Origin of the sequence: Priestia megaterium (genome assembly GCF_046599315.1) — a bacterium.
Lineage (GTDB): Bacteria > Bacillota > Bacilli > Bacillales > Bacillaceae_H > Priestia > Priestia megaterium_F.
This window is the reverse complement of sequence record NZ_JBKIKC010000015.1, coordinates 86,861-106,750: the sequence shown is the minus strand read 5'-3', so window position 1 is coordinate 106,750 and position 19,890 is coordinate 86,861. Positions and strand designations below refer to the sequence as shown.

The 19,890-nt window shown below is 31.8% G+C and carries 17 protein-coding genes; 8 read left to right on the top strand and 9 right to left on the bottom strand.

All coding sequences use genetic code 11. The annotated features are described in order from the left end of the window. Window positions 1–250: 250 nt before the first annotated feature. The 4 genes from ACLHDF_RS26555 to ACLHDF_RS26540 are packed head-to-tail and all read right to left on the bottom strand — an operon-like array spanning window position 251 to window position 4,224. Window positions 251–1,471 carry an MFS transporter gene (locus ACLHDF_RS26555; protein WP_413921530.1) on the bottom strand — a complete coding sequence of 407 codons (1,221 nt, stop codon included), beginning with the start codon at window positions 1,469–1,471 and terminating at the stop codon, window positions 251–253. Continuing rightward, complete coding sequence (locus tag ACLHDF_RS26550) at window positions 1,461–2,756, bottom strand: ATP-grasp domain-containing protein (RefSeq protein WP_413921529.1); 1,296 nt, start codon at window positions 2,754–2,756, stop codon at window positions 1,461–1,463. Before ACLHDF_RS26550 ends, ACLHDF_RS26555 begins: the two co-directional genes overlap by 11 nt. Continuing rightward, window positions 2,753–3,151, bottom strand: a complete 399-nt coding sequence (locus ACLHDF_RS26545) for a cupin domain-containing protein (protein ID WP_413921528.1) — start codon at window positions 3,149–3,151, stop codon at window positions 2,753–2,755. Before ACLHDF_RS26545 ends, ACLHDF_RS26550 begins: the two co-directional genes overlap by 4 nt. Beyond that, window positions 3,148–4,224, bottom strand: coding sequence for a YqcI/YcgG family protein (locus ACLHDF_RS26540; protein ID WP_413921527.1), 1,077 nt, complete (start codon window positions 4,222–4,224; stop codon window positions 3,148–3,150). Before ACLHDF_RS26540 ends, ACLHDF_RS26545 begins: the two co-directional genes overlap by 4 nt. Window positions 4,225–4,598: 374 nt before the next feature. Here ACLHDF_RS26540 and ACLHDF_RS26535 point away from each other — a divergent pair, with 374 nt between their 5' ends. The 6 genes from ACLHDF_RS26535 (at window position 4,599) to ACLHDF_RS26510 (ending at window position 10,978) form a co-directional block, all read left to right on the top strand. Next, window positions 4,599–5,081: an Lrp/AsnC family transcriptional regulator gene (locus ACLHDF_RS26535; protein WP_413921526.1), complete on the top strand. Its 483-nt coding sequence runs from the start codon at window positions 4,599–4,601 to the stop codon at window positions 5,079–5,081. A 573-nt stretch (window positions 5,082–5,654) separates the two neighbouring features. Next, window positions 5,655–6,299 carry a LysE family transporter gene (locus ACLHDF_RS26530; RefSeq protein WP_413921537.1) on the top strand — a complete coding sequence of 215 codons (645 nt, stop codon included), beginning with the start codon at window positions 5,655–5,657 and terminating at the stop codon, window positions 6,297–6,299. A 273-nt stretch (window positions 6,300–6,572) separates the two neighbouring features. Continuing rightward, window positions 6,573–7,817, top strand: a complete 1,245-nt coding sequence (locus tag ACLHDF_RS26525; RefSeq protein WP_413921525.1) for a glutamate-5-semialdehyde dehydrogenase — start codon at window positions 6,573–6,575, stop codon at window positions 7,815–7,817. Window positions 7,818–8,288: 471 nt separating this feature from the next. After that, window positions 8,289–8,792 (top strand): DinB family protein, encoded by a 504-nt coding sequence (locus ACLHDF_RS26520; RefSeq protein ID WP_413921524.1) that lies wholly within the window; start codon window positions 8,289–8,291, stop codon window positions 8,790–8,792. A 252-nt stretch (window positions 8,793–9,044) separates the two neighbouring features. Further along, window positions 9,045–10,195 (top strand): IS3 family transposase gene (locus ACLHDF_RS26515; protein ID WP_413921523.1). Its coding sequence is split into 2 segments (ribosomal slippage): window positions 9,045–9,285 and window positions 9,285–10,195, totalling 1,152 coding nucleotides; the frame shifts between segments, so codons are not numbered across the junction. Between the two features lie 585 nt (window positions 10,196–10,780). Further along, complete coding sequence (locus tag ACLHDF_RS26510; protein WP_413921522.1) at window positions 10,781–10,978, top strand: IDEAL domain-containing protein; 198 nt, start codon at window positions 10,781–10,783, stop codon at window positions 10,976–10,978. Window positions 10,979–11,099: 121 nt separating this feature from the next. Here ACLHDF_RS26510 and ACLHDF_RS26505 read toward each other — a convergent pair whose 3' ends face one another. The 5 genes from ACLHDF_RS26505 to speB all read right to left on the bottom strand — a co-directional run bounded on the left by ACLHDF_RS26505 (window position 11,100) and on the right by speB (window position 16,382). Then, window positions 11,100–11,264: a Spo0E family sporulation regulatory protein-aspartic acid phosphatase gene (locus ACLHDF_RS26505; RefSeq protein WP_413921521.1), complete on the bottom strand. Its 165-nt coding sequence runs from the start codon at window positions 11,262–11,264 to the stop codon at window positions 11,100–11,102. Between the two features lie 357 nt (window positions 11,265–11,621). Beyond that, on the bottom strand, window positions 11,622–12,200 hold the full coding sequence (locus tag ACLHDF_RS26500; RefSeq protein ID WP_413921520.1) for a TetR/AcrR family transcriptional regulator: 579 nt from the start codon (window positions 12,198–12,200) through the stop codon (window positions 11,622–11,624). A 132-nt stretch (window positions 12,201–12,332) separates the two neighbouring features. After that, complete coding sequence (locus ACLHDF_RS26495) at window positions 12,333–13,979, bottom strand: amidohydrolase (protein ID WP_413921519.1); 1,647 nt, start codon at window positions 13,977–13,979, stop codon at window positions 12,333–12,335. Window positions 13,980–14,022: 43 nt separating this feature from the next. Next, complete coding sequence (locus ACLHDF_RS26490; RefSeq protein ID WP_413921518.1) at window positions 14,023–15,390, bottom strand: APC family permease; 1,368 nt, start codon at window positions 15,388–15,390, stop codon at window positions 14,023–14,025. 65 nt (window positions 15,391–15,455) lie between these two features. Further along, window positions 15,456–16,382 carry an agmatinase gene (speB, locus tag ACLHDF_RS26485; protein WP_413921517.1) on the bottom strand — a complete coding sequence of 309 codons (927 nt, stop codon included), beginning with the start codon at window positions 16,380–16,382 and terminating at the stop codon, window positions 15,456–15,458. Window positions 16,383–17,168: 786 nt separating this feature from the next. On the opposite strand from speB, the gene ACLHDF_RS26480 reads away from it, so the two are divergent. Together ACLHDF_RS26480 and ACLHDF_RS26475 are read left to right on the top strand one after the other, a co-directional pair. Beyond that, window positions 17,169–17,840 (top strand): GntR family transcriptional regulator, encoded by a 672-nt coding sequence (locus ACLHDF_RS26480; protein ID WP_413921516.1) that lies wholly within the window; start codon window positions 17,169–17,171, stop codon window positions 17,838–17,840. A gap of 578 nt (window positions 17,841–18,418) precedes the next feature. After that, on the top strand, window positions 18,419–19,885 hold the full coding sequence (locus ACLHDF_RS26475) for a 4-hydroxyphenylacetate 3-hydroxylase family protein (RefSeq protein WP_413921515.1): 1,467 nt from the start codon (window positions 18,419–18,421) through the stop codon (window positions 19,883–19,885). Window positions 19,886–19,890: the final 5 nt, after the last annotated feature.

Sequence of the window (19,890 nt, the reverse complement as noted above, 5' to 3'; positions counted from 1 at the left end):
ATCAGCATTTTAGAAACTTTTGTTTTCTTGCTATCATTGATTCTTATTGTAAAAAGAAAAATCGCTTTGTAGGCACATTCAATTTAAAACTAAGGAAAGTTCTTTTAAATAGATGTAGCCTTTGTACCATAACCTCCAGTATCTATCCAAAGTCAGTTACCACAATAGATCTTAAAGGAACCAAGCAAGCGAAAGAACTCTTATGAAATAAGAGTTCTCGGAAGGGTTTTTTTATTGGATATGAAGCTTTTTATACATTCTTTAAAATTTCTATTTTTTCTTCAGTAATTTTACTATTTTTTCTTTGATATAAATATATAATACTTAATGATATAACTACAATTACACCAATACTTCCCAATAAAGCACTAGAGTGAATGGTTCCAAACCACCCAATAGGAAAAGCTAGAACTAAAGGAGAGGCAGCTTTAGTAACCTGTAGTACAACTGTAGAACGGCTTGTCCAAATAGATGTCTCTTCTTTCCGGTATATATGATCAAACATAACTTGTCTCTGAAATATTCTAGAACGATTAAATACAAACCCTAAACATAAAGCGCAGAAGATTGCTATATACCAAGAATTGATAAACCCTAAGCCCAGATCAATAAAGGCAATTAATATAAATATACGTGCTGGAATATATTTTTCAAATTTCCCAATAAGAGTTGCAATTAATGCTCCCACCCCAGCAGCTGAACTTACAATACCATATTGAGAAGGTTCCCATTGATGAACATCATGGAATATAATAGGGATAAGAAAATTAAAAGCAGACAATTGGATAGTTAATATACCTACTGCTATTATACTTAATGTTAAAACAAAAGAATTATTTTTTAGTTTTTGATTTTGTATATCATGTGATTTTCTCTTAGAGTCATTATTTCCTTCTTCTCCTTCTTCATTTAACTTTTTAGTAAAGAAGGGTATTGATATTCCTATACTTAATGATAAGAGCAAAGCATATAGAACATATGTGAAACCACCTAAGTTAAGCATAAAACCTGCGATAGCATTTCCCCCAAATGCTCCAATTTGTATAGAAGTTTGTAATAAATTTGATGCTTTTTTCGAAGGCATTTTTCCTTCAAGAACCAATTGTGACATAAACGTTTCTAAACTTTGAGTAGATAAAAATAAAATAATGGAGAAAATACCTGCAAAAATATATAAACTATTAAGGCTTAAGCTATCAGAATTTATTAAACTATAAACAACTACTGCAATACCTATACTCCGACAGATACTGAAAACCGAAAGAGGTGAGTTGGTAATTAATTTCCTTAAATCGGATGAATATTTCTGCATAAGAAAAGGCAGTACACTCATAATACATAAAATCCCACCTAATTGTGCGACAGAACCACCTTCATCTAATATTGTCCAAGTAAGAGTTACAGTCAGCATACCCTCCCCACACAAAGTTAAGGCTAACACAATTATAAAAATAAAATTTCTAAAGTGCATTAACTACCTCTTTCTCCAGCCTAGCCGATACCTTCAAGTTTAATTTCTTTTCTAATTCTTTAGATATGTTAATAGCTTCTGAGATACTTTCTAAAGAATTATATTTACATCTTACTGAAAGCAAACCTACTATATCAAAGCCATTCGGAGCACAAGATATATACTCTCCAATAGAAGCAGTAGGATAATAAGCGCGAAAATAAGGAGAATCTAGAGCTTTTCCAACATTATTTTTTTCAATATGCCCTTCTCTATAAATAAATTTGATGCACGTACTAACTTTTGGGTTAGTGAATCTTCTGCTAAATAGATCTTTCCCCTGCTCATCATGAAAGATACTTGAGATATGAACTCCTATTAAATCAATACCATAAACGTCACGAATATTACGATATACATGTCCTCCACTAACCCTAACACTAAATTCTACAATTTTAAAAACACCATTTTTATCTTTTCTTAACTCGACATTAAATAAAGTTTCCTTTAATTTCAGACATTCGCAAACTTTATTTACAATAGATAATATTTCTTTTTCACTATCTAAGCTACCGTTATAAGGAAGAGTATATTCATCCTCTTCAAAATATGGTCCATTCATTCTCTTTTTATTATGAATACCACCTAGATAAAATTCACTGTTTGCAACTACTCCATCAACAGTCACTTCGTCTCCACATAAAAATTCTTCAATCAATGCAAGCGATTGAGAAGAGTTGTTATAATAATAACCTTTCTTTGAATTTCGAAGTTCTTCTAGTTTCTCAAAAGCTTTAATTAACTGTTGTTCATTTTTCACCAATGAGACATTCGAACTTGAAGCTGCCAAAGTTGGTTTTAAAATAAAGGGATAACTAATTTTTTCAGACACTTTTATTGCTTCTTCTATAGTATCTACTTTAAAATAAGAAGGGGTTGGTAAATTATATTTTGACATAAATTCTCTTTGCTTGGATTTATCACGTGATATTTCGGCCACTTCAACGGATAAAAATTGATTTCTTAAAAGGTTATTTATTTTTGCAGTAAGAATGATATCTGTTTCTTGAAAAGTAATAAATTTATTAATACCATGTTGTATCGCTTCTTTATATATTTTATTTACTAAAGTTTCTTCATTATCTTCCTGAACAATATGGACATATTGGAATCTAGGATCATTTACTGCTTCTTTAATATTTGTCCAAATGTGGATATGATCTACTAGGCGTCCTAATGTTTCAATATGGTCCTCCTGAATTTTATACCCTTTACGCATAATTAGTCCTAATTTACGATTATTCATATTCTAGCGCCTACCTTTTCAATTTCTGGATTAACAAATTCTAATGCAATAATATATAAACAGCCATTAGGTCCTGCAATAGATGAATGTTTTGTATTGGCAGGAAGTAGAATTCTATCTCCTGACTTACATGGTATCTTTTGATTCTCTGCGTAAAAAGTAATCTCTCCTTCAATAATTAAGAGAGTTTCATTTGTAGGATGGGTATGTGTCTTATGTTCCCTTAAAGGTGTATCTCGTTGTACCTCTACTGACCCTGTTTCTGGCAATAGTTCAAATACAGCTTGCTCTAAGCTAATATTTTTTCCACTTACATACTTCACTTGTTCCAGTTCCATACTATTCTGATTTAACATTTGATGAAATGGACATTTTTCAATATTTTCATTATTCACAGTGCAGCCCCCACTTTTTCTTTTGTTTTTTCAATTTCAGGGTTAACAAATTCTAATGCAATAATATATAAACAGCCATTAGGTCCTGCAATAGATGAATGTTTTGTATTGGCAGGAAGTAAAATTCTATCTCCTGACTTACATGATATCTTTTGATTCTCTGCGTAGAAAGTAATCTCTCCTTCAATAATTAAGAGAGTTTCATTTGTAGGATGGGTATGTGTCTTATGTTCCCTTAAAGGTGTATCTCGTTGTACCTCTACTGACCCTGTTTCTGGCAATAGTTCAAATACAGCTTGTTCTAAGCTAATATTTTTTCCACTTACATACTTCACTTGTTCCAGTTCCATACTATTCTGATTTAACATTTGATGAAATGGACATTTTTCAATATTTGAAACTTCGTTTGTTTCAGAAATAAAATACTGTAACCATTCTTTATTTTCTGGATCCCCGTAAGAACCTAGATATGGATATTCAGAAATATCATCATACTTTTTCAATAGTTCTCTTACAACTTTCTTAGATTTTTCTCCTTTAGGGGTTAATAGTCCAATTTCGTCAAATACCCATCGTGGTTGAAAGGTAATCATAAAAGTACTAGCACTACGGCTTTTTCTCAGTTTATGTGCTGGTGTATTACATACTACAAAAATAGGTTCTCCCCCAAATGAAAATTCCCATTGAGGATTATTTGTATCTTTCGATATATCTTCTGGCCACGGGGACTCATCTATTCTATGTAACATATTTAATACTTGCCAAAAGTCTTTTTCATATTCCTCGACATCCTTATTAGTTTCAATATTAAAAAAAGCGACAAAGGAAGTATAACTACCTAATTTTTTTGCGATTTTCAAATATTCAATCAAAGATTGTCCTAAGAGCTTAATTGATTCAATGTCAATTCTTTGAAAGAAATCAAATCTTAGTTCATTTTTCTGATATCCACTTGTTCCAAAGATACAAGGAAATTTAGGGTTTTTACCTGTAAGATCTTCAGTGAAATTAATAAAAGCCTTCTTTTTCCAATCATTTTCATTCCAATTTAAAATTTCATTCTTTTCAAACATAAAATTCTCCTATTCCGTTGGTTATTTTAGAATAACTATTTTTTATCTTTTTATAACTAATTATCCTAATTATGTTAATCAAACACATTTATACCAAACGAAAAAGGTTGAAGTCAACGGTATTTACAATAAATTAATTAATAATTTAAAATTATTTAAATTATTAGGAATTAATAAAAACGCTTTCAAGGTATAATATTTATGTTAAATATCACCTTTTTAATTCAAATAATTTTAGTTAAATCATACTGAATTTTTAATTACTTTATTATTACCTATGATAAAATATAAATTACATATTTGGTATTTCATGTAACATGAATTTTATGGCTTTTATTAGCATTTAAAATTAATCTAAAGGAGTTTCTTAGCAAATGAAAATCGATGATACAGATAGAAAAATATTAAAATTATTGACAGAAGATTCTCGCTTATCCATGCGAGAAGTAGCAAAGCGAGTTCATCTTTCAGCCCCTTCTGTTACTGAACGTGTAAGGAGGCTTGAATCTCAAGGGATAATAAAAAATTACTCTATTGAAATTGATTATAAAAAATTAGGCTATGATATTGAATGCTTTGTAGAAGTTACGTTACGATACGGAGACTATCAAAAATTCAGAAACTTTATCTCAGATTACCCAGCTGCAGAGTTTTGCTATCGAATTGCAGGGGAAGCCTGTTATATTGTAAAGTTACGTTTAAAGCATCTTTCTGATACAGAAGAATTTATTAATGCTGTAACATCTTTTGCTGGAACTGTAACACACATTGTGTTATCTGAAATTGAAACAAATAATGATTTTTTATTTGAATCTGAGAATGAACAAGAGACCTTGCTTCATAATCTACATAACTAAAAAGATATTAATTTTTATATAAAAAAACCTTTGCTTAAACTGCAAAGGTTTTTTTGTGAATTTTATTAGTTTAATCAGGGGAAAGCATTGTTAATATGTTCTAAATTTAATGATCAATTAATAAAACCTAGTATTTCTTAAAATTTTAGATTTTTTAGTATTACAAATTACATCGTTTCCAAGAAGTCGGGAAAGCCAAAAAGTCTATCTCAATATAGACAACAGGTTTATTTTTCAATTGAAAGACAAAAAAAATAAATAAATTACAATTGAATAATATAATCCCCGAAAAGGTTATTTATAGAATGTGAATTTGATAATTTAACTTTTAAAATAAATATAAGTTTAAAATTTTAAAAAACTATTATTGGTGGAGGTGTCAAGAATGAATAAAAAAACCATTGAAACATGGAAAAAGTATTATTATGAGATTATAAAAGCTCTTCTTTTATATAAATAAATCTGTATAATATATACATAAATGTAATAATAATAATCCGATTAGTTTAATAACCACTAACGTCTTTTTGATTAATAATATTAAGATGGTTTGACAAAGAAATGGAGGAGGATATTATAGCTATTTTCTTTAGTTATATCTTACTAGGAATTTCACTATCTGCCCCCGTAGGACCTATAAATGTAGCTCAAATTAATAAGGGAATTAAAAATGGTTTTTGGAATGCTTGGTTTGTAGGAATAGGAGCTATGTTTGCAGACATTATCATGATGCTTCTTATTTATTTAGGAGTTGCTACTTATCTAACACATCCAATGGCTAAATTAATAATGTGGACCTTTGGTTTTTTCACCTTGATTTACTTAGGATATGAAAGTATTAAAGATGCCTCTAACGTAAAGATAGAAGAGAAAAACGAAAAGTCAAAAGAAAGTCCTTTTCAGTCCTTATTTTCGGGATTTTTAATAGCTATGTCTAATCCCCTTAACATTATATTTTGGGTTGGCATTTATGGATCGGCTCTAACTCAATCAATAAATACAATAGGGAAACAACAAGCATTATGGTATAGTGGAGCTATTTTTTTAGGAATTATGTTATGGGATTTAACAGTTGCTACTACTGTTCATTTTGGACGAAAACGGCTTAATCCTCATGGTTTAAGGTGGATAATGATTATAGCTGGAATTTGTTTGATTGGTTTTGGCTTAAATTTTGGATATCAGGCTATGCAAAGCTTTCTATACTTATTCAGGTAAACAATTAAACTAAGATAATAATTTCATAAAAAACATTTTAAAAATTCGGGTATTAACTATCTATTATAATCTGTAAAAAATTGTCAGTGGATGGGTAAATTTGATCTAATTTTCTATAATCCCTTATACAAGAGTTATTTTTCCTATGATTACATATTCTTTTATGTTTAGTAAAACTATTGATTTAAAATAATCTTTAGTAAAACAATTTTAAAAATACTATTGAAAAAGAAAAAATATATTTTTCGTTCAACTTAAGGAGAGTACTTCACAATGAATGAGTTAAAAATTAAAGGACAGCAGGCAAAAAAGGCAGCATATATCTTAGGCAGCATAAACAGTGAATACAAACAAAAGGCTATAATTAAGATGGCTGATTATTTAATTCAACATACTGAAGAAATTTTACAAGCTAATCAATTGGATGTAAAAAGCGCTATAGAAAAAGGGACATCGAAAACAATGTTAGATCGTTTAATGCTAAATAGTGATCGTATTAAAGATATGGCTAATGGTTTACGTCAAGTAGCTAATTTACAAGATCCTATCGGTGAGATACAAAACTCTTTTAAACGTCCAAATGGATTACAAATTGGTCAGCAACGGGTACCATTAGGAGTAATTGGAATCATCTATGAAGCTAGACCAAATGTAACCTGTGATGCAGTAGGGCTATGTTTAAAGACGGGTAATGCAGTTATTTTGCGTGGAGGTAGTGAAGCGATTCACTCAAATAAAGCTATTGTACATATATTATCCAAAGCTATCGCTGATACAAACTTACCTTTAGGTTCAATTCAACTAATTGAAGATACAAGACGTGAAACTGCACTCTCTTTAATGAAACTTAATGAATATATTGATGTACTTATTCCACGTGGGGGTGTAGGGCTAATTAAGGCAGTTGTAAAAAATGCAACGGTGCCAGTTATTGAAACTGGGACAGGTAATTGTCACATTTATGTAGATGAAGTTTGTGATCTTAATATGGCAAAATCGATTGTTGTTAATGCAAAAACATCACGTCCATCTGCATGTAATGCAGCAGAAAAACTACTAGTAAATGAAAATGTGGCAAAAGAATTTTTACCAACTATAGTTGAAGCATTACATGAAAAAGGGGTTGAAGTACGAGGAAATGAAATGGTAACTAGAATTGTGGATAGTGTAATATTAGCATCAGAAGAGGACTGGGAAAAAGAATACTTAGACTATGTGATAGCAATTAAAGTTGTGAAAGATATTGATGAGGCTATTTCACATATTAATCGCTACAGTTCGAGTCATTCTGAGGCTATTGTAACAAAAGACTATGATCATGCGCAGCGTTTTTTAAAACATGTGAACTCTGTAGCTGTATATGTTAATGCATCCACTCGTTTTACTGATGGAGAAGAATTTGGATTCGGTGCTGAAATCGGTATTAGTACTCAAAAATTACATGCACGTGGACCAATGGGCTTAAAAGAATTAACAACTATCAAATATATTATACAAGGAAATGGACAAATTCGATAATAAGAGGAAATAATAAAACTTTACCTTTTATAAGTTAGTTTATAGAATTACTTCAATTTCATTAACTCTCTCTGGATTGATTGAAATTATGCTATAAAAGCTACCTCATAGAATGAGATAGCTATTGTAGTAAGTAGTGATTAACTTACTAATCGACTCGTAAGACATAAATAATTTGTTAATAAATTAAAGTGTTTTTATACTATTGCGTATTTATAAAAGGTGCACTTTTTATGCACCTAATTAACCCTTAACTTCTGATAAAGTGTTGATCTATCAAGGATGTATAAAAAGATGCATAAAGAAGAAACAAGGCCTCATTGAGAACCCTACTGCCACAGGGGTTCTTTTTTGTGATGTGTTCCGGAAAGAGACTTTATGTAAATTAGGAATGAACGTCTTATATATAATGTTTTATAATAAAACTATTGTTAAAATGGAATTAAAAGGATAAACAAAAGGGGGATTTTTATGTTTCAAAGTTTAGATAGTTTTTTGAAATCTTGGGAATATGAAGCAAATGCTACCCAGAGACTACTAAAAAATTTAACTGATGGGTCTCTTAAACAGGAAATTACTTCGCAGAATTGGACTCTAGGACGTATTGCTTGGCATACAGTAGCTGCCATTCACATAATTGCTTCAAATACTAACTTAACGTTTGAGGCACCGTCTGAAGATTGGCCTGTTCCTAATACGGCTCAGTTTATAGCAGACAGCTATCAGCAAGCAAGTGACGCATTTGTACAAGCATTAAAAACTCAATGGATCGACAAAACGTTAGAAGAACGAATAGACTTTTTGGGTCAGAAAATACCAAATGGGTCACTTTTAATGTTTTTAATACAACATCAAGCCCACCACCGGGGACAAATGACCGTTCTTATGAGGCAGGCAGGTTTACCCGTTCCAGGTATTTATGGGCCATCAAAAGAAGAATGGGCGAATTTTGGTATGGAAGCTCCCAAAATGTAACATTAAATATATAAGAGTAAACAAGTGAAAGCCCTTAATAAAAGGGCTTTTTTACATGTGATTTCCGATAAATCACATTATGGTAACTACAGGTGTATATGATATTCATGATCCCTTAACTCAATTCTGATATATAATCAGATAGAAATAAAACTATAATAGTCTATCTGGATAGGAGTTTGGAGTTAGTATAGTTTCATGGACACCATTTAATTAAGTCCTTACAATGACTTTTGAGAGGATGTGTCCGAAATGGAACGTAAACGTGCAGGCAAAACATACAATGATGAGTTTAAGAAAACGATTGTGGATTTATATCATGCAGGAAACTCGGTTAAAGATTTAAGCAGCGAATATGGCGTATCAGAAGTAACAATCTATAAATGGGTGAAGGCCTTTACACCTATCAACTCAGAGGAAGGCTCTCTAACACCCAAAGAATTAGCTGAAATTCAGAAGGAAAACCTTCGGTTAAAACAAGAACTAGATATTCTAAAAAAGGCTATGGCCATATTCGCGAAAAAGTGACAGAAGCAGAGCTCAACCATTTTATCGAGAAATATAAAGGGCAATACAGCGTTCAGAAAATGTGCGAAGTGTTAACGATTCCAAGAAGTAGCTACTACCACTCGTTCAAGAAGACGGTATCAAACCGCGAACAGGAAAACCAGAAGCTGACGAAAGAAATCCAACGAATTCATGTGAAAAGTAGAGCACGTTATGGTGTCCCAAAAATTCATCAGACCTTAGTAAATAATGGGTGTTATCTAAGCCTAAAACACGTTCAACGCTTAATGAAAAAGGCAGGAATTCGTTCGATCACAAAGAAAAAATACCGTCCTTATCCGTCAAAAGAAAAGGTTATACAGCTAGATAATCTGTTAAAACGAGATTTCTCTACACAGACCATTAACGAGAAATGGGTGGCAGATATTACGTATATCCCTACAGTAAGAGACGGTTGGTGCTATTTGGCATCTGTATTAGATTTGCATTCTAAAAAAATCGTTGGCTATTCTTTTTCCCGTTCCATGACATCCGAACTGGTTATAGAAGCACTTAGGAACGCTTACACTGCTCAAAAGCCCGAAAAGGGCTTACTTCTTCATACGGATCTTGGCTCACAATACACCAGTAGTGAGTTTACTCAGCATGTCCACGAATACGAGATGAAGCAGTCTTTCAGCCAGAAAGGCTGCCCTTATGATAATGCCTGCATAGAGTCATTTCATGCCATATTAAAGAAAGAAGAAGTGTATCATACGCAATACACAGATTATTCAGCTGCAAAATTAGCCATATTTCAGTTTATAGAAGGATGGTATAACCGAAACAGAATCCATAGTAGCCTCGACTATCAAACCCCTCAAGCAATTGAGGATCAAATGAGAAAAATAGCTTAAGACTTAACTTTTTTGTGTCCAAATTATTGACTCAAATCCAATACAACCATTAAAAAGTCACTGATTAATTCAAGTGTTTGAATACTTTTCCTTATAAATAAACAACATTTACTTTTATATTGTTCATTAAAGTAAGTTATCTTAGGGAAACCCAGCTTTCAAAAAAGCTTCATTAGCTTTACAGTTATTCCATTATAGGGGACTTTAATAGAATAAGAACGGGAACCTCCAAATCGGACGTTCCCATATTTTATACCTGAAAAAACAATACTACTTAACAAAGCCAATTTAAAAAAGCCCTTACTTAGTAAAGGCATATTTATTAAAGTTTCTTTAATTGAGATTTATTTATAATAAATTCCTTCAATGCATTAAATTTCAACTCCCTATTTCGTTCATGATACCTTATAAAAATCTTATTTTTATTTGTGTAATACACAGTAGATGCATCAAAAGGAAATAGGGGCGTAATCATGTATATTACATATTATTCTATGTCTCAATTCATCTATCAACTTTGCATAAAAAGGGTGTAAAAGGGAATACTGTTTGCAAAAGAGAAAAAGATAAAGGGGTTGACGGTTTATGGAAAATAATGCACTTAATGAAATGGATCGAGTTGATCCAAATTTACGTGATGAAATGTTAGCTGAATTGTTTCTAGATCAAATGATGAATAACTTCAAAAAAAGTAAGATCCTTGAGGAAATTGATCAGTCCTTAAAAAATAAAGATAAAGAAGCTTTTTTCCGTTTAACAGAGCAACTTAAATCCGTGTCTTAATAAAAACAATATAATATAGAAGAAACTCATTAAAAGGGGGAGGTTGCTTAATAGAAGCAAATCTCCCTTTTTATTTGTCTTACTGTATAGGGGCAGTCTCGCAATGTAAGGGATTGCATTTTTAATAAGTCTCTTCTAATTTATTTAACATTATATCCAATACCTGACTTACTTTTACTGTGTTTTCACTTACAAGTCCTTCTTCTAAAGCTGTATATATCATAATTTCTCTAATACGTTCTATTTCTTCTGATAGGAGCTCCTGTGTTGCATCTTTAGTTGCCATTCAGATTACCACCCAATTAAATTCCTTCTTGATTTTTAATGGATTTTACATTAACTTCTTATACAGCATTTTTTCAACACACACTTTTTCTGGCTATTGGAACCTGAGTGTTTTTTAATTTGTCATTTTGGGAATGCGAGTACTATGAATTTTATAACAGGTACAGTAATATGTAATAAATAATTAACTATATACCTATGTTTACAATTAGACTTATAATAATCTTACATAACCAAAATGTTTTTCATTTCTAATTAGTAAATCAGATAAAACACCAAATTTGCTTACAAAGAACAAGTGAAAATAAATCTTTCCAATATAAAAGGTTTATTAAGTTATAAGAAAGGTTTGTGATACTTACCTATTTAGACCAAACCAAAAATTTTCCCATATATTCTGAATTCTAGGTTCCATTTTCTCTTTTCCATAATAAGAAAATTCCATAAATACCCCATCAATTAAGCAGAAATAAGACATAATTAAGTTCTCGATTTTTCCTTCGCGTATTTCTTTTTTTTCAATTCCTTCTATGAAGATAGTACGTAAAATAGAGGAAAAAGATTTTTCAGATCTAAGGAATTTTTCATTCAGTATATGTTTCAAATGCTCTGGTGGGAAGATCATTGCTCTCTTTAAAAAAGTTGCTTTATCTTCATGGTTTTTATAATAGTTACAAGTATTAAGAAGGATATACTTTAATTTTTCTTCAGAAGAAAGTTTATTTATTTCTTCTACCAGTTTTTTAATCTGATGTATATGTTCTTCTAAAATCTCGTCAAACAGACACAAGAAAATATCATCCTTATTTTTGAAATGGTTGTATATTGATGGTTTTTGTATACCTACCCTTTTGGCAATTTCGGATAGAGTAGTCCCCTCGTATCCATAATTAGTGAAAAGTGTTAAGGAAATGATTTTAATTTCATCTTTTGTCATGATGAGCCTCCAAACTATCTAACGTTAGTTAATGTAATTATAAACTCATTTCCCTTTTTCAGCTAAATATTTAAATATTTTTTATAAAAATATAGTTCTACTTTTCCGATATATAGGTGGAGTGGAACTATATTATGAAGAGACCTTTGGTAAAGAAGTTTCTTTGTTTTTATACACAATTTCCCCATCGTTTATTGTAAGTTCTACTTTGGTTTTGAGGATTTCATTTACAGGAATATCGAAAAGATTTCTGTCTAAAACCACAATATCGGCAAGTTTTCCTTCTTCTATCGTACCTAGCTCGTACTCCCTAAAACATCCATAGGCTGAACCCAATGTGTATGCTTTTAAAGCCTCTGCTAAAGTAAGCTTTTGTTCAGGATGCCATGCGCTTTTCGGATTTCCACTACTATCAACTCTTGTAACTGCTGTATATATTTGTCGCATTGGATTTAATGAGATAGAAACCGGGAAATCTGTTCCCAAAGCCAAATGTGCACCCGATTTTAAAAACGACTTCGTTAAAAAAACATTTTTTTCTCTTTCAGGACCTATAATTGAAGAATATACCTCTCTTGATGAAGCAGCCATGTGATCAGGTTGCATAGAGACAGTAACTCCTAGTTTAGAAAAACGTTCAATGTCATCCGGGGCAATTACTTCAATGTGCTCTATGGTATGCCTTGAATCTCTTTTCCCATTTTTACGTATAGCTTCTTCAAAAGCATCTAAGGCTAATCGAATTGCCGCATCTCCAATAGCATGAAAGCGAATTCTAAATCCAAGTTTATCTGCTTTCACAACTCGATCAATTAAGACTTCACGATCAAAAGCTGGATGACCGCAGATATCTAATTGGTCCGAGTATGGTTCCAGGAAGTAAGCTGTATGCCCTGTAACTGTTCCGTCAATAAACTGTTTTAACCCTGAAAATTGAAACTTCTTTGATTGGTACTTATTTCTTAGTATTTGGGCTTTCTCTAAATCTCCATCTAATTCTGGAGTGACATGGAGTCTAGTTGTTAATTGACCTTGTTTATCTAATTTCTCATAAAGGTCATAGTCCTGAATAAAATCATCCAATGGAGCATACAAATCGTTTACAGAAGTTATTCCGTATTGGGATAACAATCCTAAAAATTTTTTTAAAATCGATTCCTTTTTGAACGATGTTAATCTTAAAGCCTTTTTTAAAACTATCTGTTGAGCTTGTTCATATAAAATCCCAGTCAGTAAACCATCTTTATCTCTCTCATAACGACCAAAATCTGGATCACATATACCTTCAGTAATCCCTGCTAAATTCATAGCTTTACTGTTTACCCATACATAATGACCTTCCGCGTGAAAAAGAACAACAGGTCGATCTGGAATAACAGAGTCAAGTATTTTATAATGTGGTTCTTCTTCATCGTGCCAATAACCTGCATCCCATTGCATACCTATAATCCATTCTCCCTCAGAACAACCTTTTGAAAATTCAAGTACTTTGGTAGCTACTTCTTGAGCTGATCTGGCCTCAAATAAATTAACACTGTCTATGCTTAGTGCACTGAACATAATATGGAGATGAAAATCATGAAATCCAGGCATAATTAATTGATTTCCATAGTTAAATACTTTTGTCTTGCTTCCTATAAAAGGTTCAATTTCTGTTTTTGATCCTACACTCATAATTTTATTATCTAAGATAGCAATTGCACCAGATGTTGGTTTATTTGCAAGCCCTGTGAAAATAGCATTACTTGAAATAACAATATCTGCTTTTTTAATAGCCATAGAAGTTACCTCTTTTCTTTAAAAATAATGGAATATTGGCTGATTATTGCACTAATTTTACATCGAATTCGTCTTTTTGCTCTTCAAAATTTAGCTCAGGAGGACGTTCTTTAAACATTTTTGTTAAGTACAATAAGTAAATGAATCCTACTAGCAGCCAAGTAATTCCCAATACTAAAGAATGAATATTTAACTTTGTAATAAATAATAAAGTTATGCCAGTTCCTATCAATGGAATAAGTAAATTCAAAATGATACTTTTAGATGATATCTGCTTCTTTCTTACGATATAATGAACAATCACAGAAAAGTTAACAAATGTAAAAGCAAACAGGGCCCCAAAATTAATAAAAGAAGTGGCTGTTTCTATATCCAGAAACACAGCACTCATAGCAATACAAGCGATGATTAAGATATTATATATAGGCGTTTGGAATCTGGGAGAAATACACCCAAAAATCTTCTTAGGTAGAACATTATCTCTGCCCATTGCATATAATATCCTTGCACCACTACCTCCTGAAGCTATAGCAGAAGCAGTAGAAGCTATCACTACTACAGAAATAAACAAACTATTAAGAAAGTTACCGCCGGTATATATCATAATTTCCACTATAGCTGTATCCGGATTCTTAAAAATATTAAAATTCTGAAAAATTAATTGGGCAAAATAGGTAGATATTACAAATAATAATCCCCCAATCAATGTCGTAGCATAAATAGCTCTAGGGAGTGTTTGTTTTGGATTCTTGGTTTCTTCAGCTAACGTAGTAACTGCATCAAACCCTAGAAAACTAAAACATAACAGGGGTACAATTGATATTAGATTATTAAGATTCACATCGGGACTAAAAAAAGGATCCTTAGTAAACAATTCTCCCGTGCCTTTTCCTGATAAAAGTCCATTTATACAAAAAAGACAGAAAACAATAATAAAGAGAACTTGAAATACTACTAAAAAGGTATTTACATTCGCAGCAACCTTAATCCCTAAAATATTAATAGCAGTCACAACTATAATAAAAGAAACAATACATACAACGACAGGAATACTTGGAAAATAAGCATTCACCATAATTCCAAAAAGTAAAGCACTAATCATAGGACTAAACAGATAGTCTAATAAAATTACCCATCCTACCAGAAAACCAAGATGTGAATTAATTCCTTTCTGAACAAAGGTATAGGCTGAACCAGTACTAGGATATACTTGGACCATTTTAGCGTAACTATATGAAGTAAATAGCATAACAATTAAAGCAATAATATATGCTGTTGGAATCATCCCATGAGTCTGCTCCATAGCAATACCGTATGTGCTAAAGACTGTTACAGGCGCCATAAAAGAAAGTCCAAATAAAATAACATACCTTATATTTAGTGAACGCCTAAGCTCCGGTAATCCTTTCATCGTAAAGAGCTACCTCCTTTATACGTAATGACCCTTTAAAAGTTAACGTCTTATTAGTTAGCTTCTTACGTACCTAATGCTGCAAGGCTAGCAAATTCATGTACAAGCGTTGCTGCTAAAAGGGAAGTGATTTGACTAGGGTCATAGGAAGGTAGTACTTCAACTACGTCATAACCTATAAAGTTAAAGTCAGTTAGAGAACGAATCATTTTTAGTGTTTCAAAACTGCTAAAACCACCTGCTTCAGGTGTACCTGTTCCTGGAGCACAAGAAGGATCAACGAAATCTATATCAAATGTTAAGAAGCAAGGAGTGTTACCAATAGTTTTTCTAATCTCTTTCAGAACATCTTCAAACCCACGATTATGAAGTTCACTAGTTGTAACCACACTATAACCTAAATCATGACTTGCTTGTATGTCTCCAGGGTGATTTAACGTACCTCGAATTCCAACTTGAAATACTTTATCAGCCTGTAATAGCCCTTCTTCCTGTGCTCGAATAAAAGGAGATCCATGCCAATATTTTTCTTCATAATATGTATCCCAAGTATCTGTATGGGAATCAAAATGAATCATAGCTACAGGCCCATATACTTTTGCTGCAGCACGTAAACTAGCTAAAGTGACGGAATGATCTCCGCCTAATCCAATAGGTATGATTCCTTTGGACATCAATTCATATATGGATTCCTTCATTAAATCATAACTTCGGTGAATATTATGAGGGATAACAGGAATATCTCCAATATCAATTGCATTCATTTGTTCAAATGGATACACTTTATGAATAGGATGATAAGGAAATAGAGTCATAGATGCTTGACGAATAGCTTGTGGAGCAAACCTAGCTCCTACTCGAAAAGAAGCAGCTGTGTCAAAAGGCATACCTACAATGGCTAACTGTGCATTATCCTTTTGAGAAGGTAAACGCATAAAAGTACCTGTTGCACAAAATTCAGGCTTTACATCAGGGGAAAGTGGATATTTCATAAATATCATCTCCTAGTTTTAAATTAAAATTTTTAATACAGGTTTTACAAAAGTGCAATGTAAGCACTTACAAAATGTGATTAATTAAATTTTTTTTATTATAATACCTGTTTTCTGCATTTATTAACTAACGTTAGTTAGTCATAAACCAAATATAAACATAGCTACAAAAAAAGTCAAATTATTTTTAATAGTAAAATTATAATGAATGATCATTGGTTATTAATTTTTTAAAAGATAATTTAAATATAACGCAAAGATATATTTTGTTACCCCTAAGATGATATATGAATGCGTTAAAATCAGATGAATCCGATACCTTAATAACAATGTAGTAGAACAAAATCATCGTTTCATTTAGAAGTAGGCTTTATATGTTAGAAGTCACTCCTTTTAATTTTGGTTTTATTTTTTGTGATTATAATAAAGATTACACTCCTCTAATTCTCGTTTGAAGCGTTCTAAATTTCCGAAATTTAATAGGTAAAGTAACTTTAATTTTAATAAACTAAAAAATTTCCAATAACGTCGTTATCAAGAAATTAATCTTAAGATACACATTCTGGTGTTATTGTACTCTTTCAATTAATGTTGATGTCTTGCAAAGGGATATAACAAAGGTTAAAGGGGAGATTAAGATTAAAAATAGTTTTTGTTGCAAAAATATTGTTGACTTATGTTTTAAGTGTTGTGTATTATGTATACATAGAACACATAGAGCTTTTTTAATTTTAAGATTCAGAATATTAATATTATAAAGAATTACCAAAAAGGTGGATTAATATGATGGATATCATTCAATTAAAACCAATCGAAAAGGAAAAAACAACTCAAGATAAAGTTTATAAGGAAATTAAGAAAGCGATTTTATTTGGTGGTATTACCAGGGATGAAATCTTTACAGAAGTTCAACTTGCAGAAAGGTTAAATACTTCAAGAACACCAGTAAGGGCAGCTATCCAAGATTTAGTGAAGGAAGGTTTACTTGTTTCTATTCCAAGGAAGGGATTAGCTATAAAAAAGATTACACCAGAGGAACATGATGAAATCTTTTTACTAAGAAGTGCAATTGAAGTTGAAACTGTAAGAAAGCTAACAGAAGTAATTACATCACCTGAACAAATGAGATTACTAAAATTAATTCTGAAGCAACAAGAAGAAGCATTGAATAATGATGATGCTATTAGATTTATCGAATTAGATCACGAATTTCATTTGTCTCTGGCAAGACTTGCGAATTTCACTATAATAGAGCGAGTACTAAAAAATCTTCATAACCTTACTCAGCTTATGGGTTTAAAAGCAGTCAGTAGACAAGGGAGAATGAAAGATGTTTTGATGGAACATAATCAGATTATCCAAAGTATAGAGAAAAAAGACTCTAAACTAGCTTCGCAGGTGATTTTGAATCATTTAGAAAAAACAAAAGAAACATTACGTATTGTTGACAATTCCTGATTTTCTTACAAATGATTGAAAGGGGGGATTGCATCTCTTGGTCTTTTTTCACCTTTATAGTAAAAACCTTAGTAAAATTCTTTCTAGTGTTTTATCCTAGGTTTTTGCTATAGAGAGTAAAATAATAAAACTTACGGTAGATTGTAAATCAAGGATTTTTGAAGTGATAAGAGATCAATCAGCACTATATTCTACCGATTAAATGAAAGCGTTTCCTATCCACCTGGATATTAAATTTATAAAAGTAATTATGATGGTTTAAGCATAAAATTTTGATATAAAGTGTTCATAACTCACTTTAATTACATGATTGGAATCGACTTCATAGAAACTCCATCACTTTCAATTTTATATTGATAAGTATTACATCGAATTACAATTATAATTTTCGAAACAATGTGATAGTTTCTAACAAAAATCATTACAAGAAAATTAATATGTAGTACAGTAAAAATACAAAATTTCTATGTATACATAACACATAATACACAACACAGAATACAAATCCTTAGTTCTTTGTTAAATCACTTCTTGATTTTAAAACATATACTTATTTAATGTATTAGGAGGAATTGGATATGGTTAGAACAGGCAAAGAATATTTACATGCATTGAAAGATGATAGAGCGATCTACATAAACGGACAAAGGGTTCAAGATGTAACCACTCATCCAGCTTTTAAAGGAATCACACAAACTATTGCAGGGTTATACGATTTAGCATCAGATGAATCTCAGAAGATGACATACGAAACTGAGGAGGGGACTCTAGCAAATAAAATTTATATGATCCCAAAAAGCCGTGAAGAGCTAAAAGAGAGAAGAATGGCAATTTCTAAATGGTCTGAAGCAACTTGTGGATTTGTTGGAAGAAGTCCTGATCATGTTGCTAGCTTTTTAGCTGCATTTGCAAGTTCACCCGAAGTGTTTGATCGTGGAGGAGAAGGTTTTGGAAATAACGTTTTGAATTTCTATAAATATGTGCGAGATGAGGATTTATATGTAACATACGTTATTATCCCACCACAAATTGATCGAAGTAAAGCAGCTCATGAGCTAGAAGATAAGTTCCTCCCAGTTGGAGTATACGAAGAAAGAGAAGATGGCATTGTTGTTCGAGGCTCTCAGATGCTTGGTACAGCATCAGCAGTGTCAGATTACTTATTTGTAAGTTGCCTTACTCCACTTCGACCTGGCGATGAAGATTATGCTCTATCTTTTGTACTACCAATTCATGCTAAGGGACTAAAATTCTATGCGAGACCTAGTTATGCTGAAAAATCCCCAAGCACATTTGATTATCCGTTATCCTCTCGTTTTGATGAAAGTGATTCACTAGTTGTTTTTGATGATGTATTTATTCCATGGAAAGATATTTTTGCTTATAAAAATATTGACATCTTGAGAGCTCAGTTCCATGAAACACCAGCTCATGTATGGGGCAACAATCAAGCGCAAATAAGGTTTAGCAATAAATTGAAATTTTTGATTGGTGCAGCTCGAAAAGTTACTGCTATGAATGGAATAGATAAAATCCCTTCCGTTCAAGAGAAATTGGGTGAACTTGCATCTATTGCAGCTTCTGTAGAAGGTAATCTTTTAGCTTCTGAATATAATTGTACTATTGACAAAAACGGTGTGGCACGGCCTGATCCACGTTTCCTTTATGGTGTAGTTGGTCAACAGGAAACTATTTATACTTCCACCATTAAAATTTTAAGAGAGCTATGCGGTGGAGGGGTATTACAATTACCATCTTCATACAAAGAACTTATCAATCCTGAAACGAAAGATGATATGTATCAATATATCCGTTCTACGAGTGTTGGGGCTGAGGAAAAGATTAAATTATTTAAGTTAGTATGGGATATCATTGGTTCAGAATTCGGGGGTAGACATCAACAGTATGAATTATTCTATAATGGCGCGCCTTTTGTAACCAAAGGGTATTCATTTAGGAACTACGGATATGATGAGCCTGTTCAAATGGTTGATAAATTTTTAGAAAGTTATTCTCTTCCTTCTCAGGTTGAGGAACTAGTTTAAGAAAT

Bases quoted from the DNA above. Each gene is read 5' to 3' on its own strand.
- ACLHDF_RS26555 (WP_413921530.1), bottom strand. From the start codon at position 1,471: ATGCACTTTAGAAATTTTATTTTTATAATTGTGTTAGCCTTAACTTTG.
- ACLHDF_RS26550 (WP_413921529.1), bottom strand. From the start codon at position 2,756: ATGAATAATCGTAAATTAGGACTAATTATGCGTAAAGGGTATAAAATT.
- ACLHDF_RS26540 (WP_413921527.1), bottom strand. From the start codon at position 4,224: ATGTTTGAAAAGAATGAAATTTTAAATTGGAATGAAAATGATTGGAAA.
- ACLHDF_RS26535 (WP_413921526.1), top strand. From the start codon at position 4,599: ATGAAAATCGATGATACAGATAGAAAAATATTAAAATTATTGACAGAA.
- ACLHDF_RS26525 (WP_413921525.1), top strand. From the start codon at position 6,573: ATGAATGAGTTAAAAATTAAAGGACAGCAGGCAAAAAAGGCAGCATAT.
- ACLHDF_RS26520 (WP_413921524.1), top strand. From the start codon at position 8,289: ATGTTTCAAAGTTTAGATAGTTTTTTGAAATCTTGGGAATATGAAGCA.
- ACLHDF_RS26510 (WP_413921522.1), top strand. From the start codon at position 10,781: ATGGAAAATAATGCACTTAATGAAATGGATCGAGTTGATCCAAATTTA.
- ACLHDF_RS26505 (WP_413921521.1), bottom strand. From the start codon at position 11,264: ATGGCAACTAAAGATGCAACACAGGAGCTCCTATCAGAAGAAATAGAA.
- ACLHDF_RS26500 (WP_413921520.1), bottom strand. From the start codon at position 12,200: ATGACAAAAGATGAAATTAAAATCATTTCCTTAACACTTTTCACTAAT.
- ACLHDF_RS26495 (WP_413921519.1), bottom strand. From the start codon at position 13,979: ATGGCTATTAAAAAAGCAGATATTGTTATTTCAAGTAATGCTATTTTC.
- ACLHDF_RS26490 (WP_413921518.1), bottom strand. From the start codon at position 15,390: ATGAAAGGATTACCGGAGCTTAGGCGTTCACTAAATATAAGGTATGTT.
- speB (WP_413921517.1), bottom strand. From the start codon at position 16,382: ATGAAATATCCACTTTCCCCTGATGTAAAGCCTGAATTTTGTGCAACA.
- ACLHDF_RS26480 (WP_413921516.1), top strand. From the start codon at position 17,169: ATGGATATCATTCAATTAAAACCAATCGAAAAGGAAAAAACAACTCAA.
- ACLHDF_RS26475 (WP_413921515.1), top strand. From the start codon at position 18,419: ATGGTTAGAACAGGCAAAGAATATTTACATGCATTGAAAGATGATAGA.